This window comes from Saccharicrinis fermentans DSM 9555 = JCM 21142 (genome assembly GCF_000517085.1).
Lineage (GTDB): Bacteria > Bacteroidota > Bacteroidia > Bacteroidales > Marinilabiliaceae > Saccharicrinis > Saccharicrinis fermentans.
This window is the reverse complement of the sequence record NZ_AZYH01000001.1, coordinates 1-2,202: the sequence shown is the minus strand read 5'-3', so window position 1 is coordinate 2,202 and position 2,202 is coordinate 1. Positions and strand designations below refer to the sequence as shown.

Below are 2,202 nucleotides of genomic sequence, written 5' to 3'. Positions count from 1 at the left end.
TCGACAAATAAATCTTGGCGATAAAGTTCCATTTAGTAAATGGGATAAAAAAGAGAAAGTCTTTAACTGGCCAGGATACACAGAACCTATCTCTAGAAAATATGCCAAGCACTTTGACTATGTATTTGTATCGGATGAAGTTTTAGATATTTATGAGATAGACGAAAAATATAAAGTTTTATCCATCAGGTGTAGTTGGATATATGAATCAATGGTCAGTTTCTAGAGCTTCACGAGTAGGTAGGAATCATATTCAACTTGAATTATTTAAACTATATGAAGGTACTCCAACGGATGTAATTGCTCATTGGAATAAATTTGCAGTTAACAAATCGGCAGTTGATTTCGATAAAGAAAATATTGTTGACAAGGCTGAAAGATTAGTTTTTACATACATAGATTTTGCAGAATGCGCTATCTCAGCTAATTTTCAATTATTTTGAAACCAATCTAAAAACCGATGAGTTAATTAGGTTAGATAAGAAAAAGCTAAAACATTATGGCTGGTGCACAGAAGAAACTATCCAACCGATAACACATCATCTACGTCATAAATTAGATAAGCAAAACTTTTTGTTTCGTGTTAAGAAACTTCATCATTTCTTAGTTGAAAATCTGGTAGAAAGAAAACTTAGATATATTGCATCTGATATTTTTGGTATTGATTTAAACAAATTCAAGAGAAATCCAGATGAAGTTATCCGTAGTATTAAACTTTTAAATATCATATTGAACTATATTCGGATATCTGAAGAAACAGGTTTAAATCTTAACCAAGACTCTGCTGAGATAAATAATCGATTACTAGAAAATGAACTAGTAGAGATAGAGTTGATTAAACATTTAAATGCAATTAATAACCTTAGACAATTGGATTCTCATAAAGGAGGAACCAAATCAGATGAAAAGTTGACTAAAGCTCTAAATATATTTGGACTGGAAAAGAATCAAGTGCATGATAATTATTTAGATGCATGCGAAACAATTTATGATAAAATAGAACTTGAATTAAGAGAATTAAGAAAAACTACACACAACATTTTGTAAACGTAATGGCAGGTAAAGTGCTAAATGTCAAGGCTTGTATCCCGCTCAAACTGCTTAGCGGTTTGACAGGAAACTACCACGCAATCTGCCACTACTCATACAATTTACCGTTGTGCGTCAGCTAAGAAAGACCGTGCAAGTATAAAACTAAACTGAAATAATATGAGACATTTTTTAATAATAGCATTTATATTTTTGACAATTTCATCTTTCGGACAAGACAAATATAATTACGTTCATTTTAACAAATTGACGGAACTGACAGGAACAGAATATGTAATTGCCTCGATGGAAAACAGAAGTAAAATAGAAACAAAAAATAAATACTTGTTATTCATAAATACTAAAAATGGACAAACAACTCAAATTGATTTTCCAAAGGATGCAAGCATATATAAAGTTGAGCAAATCAAGATTGATAGTTTAGAAATTAATAAAGTTTTAGTTACTGCAAAAAATTGTAAATTTAGACGGGAGTAAATCAATTGATTGGAGTGACCCGAGTCAAATAATTATTTTATCAACGGACGGAAAGGAAAAAAAGCAATTGACAGAAGACAAATTCTTTGTTAGAACTTGGTCTATAAATAACAAAACAGGAACAATTATAGTTACAGGACATTACGACACAAATAATAATGGAAAGTATGATAAAAAAGACAAAAATGAAATTTTAATCTATGACTTGAAAACGTTGGAATTGAAACATAAAATATAAATAATGGAACAAGAACCAACACCTATAATAGAACTGCTGGGACTTATTTTGTTTTTAGGTTCAATTACATTTCTATTGGGTGCGATTTTTCAAATTTATATTCTTTATAAGAACAGAAAATCAGTTTGGATAACATTAATAGTAACAGTATTAACAAGAATTCTAACTGTGATAAGTTCTTATTTTATTTGGGCATTCTGGCATTTACCGATTGATATTATGTTTTTGTTTCTTTATTTGCCAGCAGTTTTACCTGAATTAATTTTAAGTCCTTTGATTTTGAAATTGTTTGGAAATAAAATGTTTAGAATAAAAGCCGAACGCACAATCGAATAGGTGGCTGACAGGATTGTAGCCCTGCCAGTGCACCTTTCACAGCACGACTTTTTACTCCATAAAAAGTACGTACGGGTAACTTCGTTATGCCTCTTCACAAA

General features: G+C 30.5%; 4 protein-coding genes. All 4 read left to right on the top strand.

All coding sequences use genetic code 11. The annotated features are described in order from the left end of the window. The coding region (locus tag CYTFE_RS30540) for a hypothetical protein (RefSeq protein ID WP_044262428.1) at positions 1–226 on the top strand (226 nt) is incomplete at its 5' end. Between the two features lie 176 nt (positions 227–402). Beyond that, entirely contained in the window at positions 403–1,047 is a 645-nt protein-coding gene (locus tag CYTFE_RS0100020) for a hypothetical protein (RefSeq protein ID WP_027470131.1), read from the top strand. A gap of 162 nt (positions 1,048–1,209) precedes the next feature. Beyond that, on the top strand, positions 1,210–1,527 hold the full coding sequence (locus CYTFE_RS0100015; RefSeq protein ID WP_044262422.1) for a hypothetical protein: 318 nt from the start codon (positions 1,210–1,212) through the stop codon (positions 1,525–1,527). Between the two features lie 241 nt (positions 1,528–1,768). After that, positions 1,769–2,101 (top strand): hypothetical protein, encoded by a 333-nt coding sequence (locus CYTFE_RS0100005; RefSeq protein WP_044214377.1) that lies wholly within the window; start codon positions 1,769–1,771, stop codon positions 2,099–2,101. Positions 2,102–2,202 lie beyond the last annotated feature (101 nt).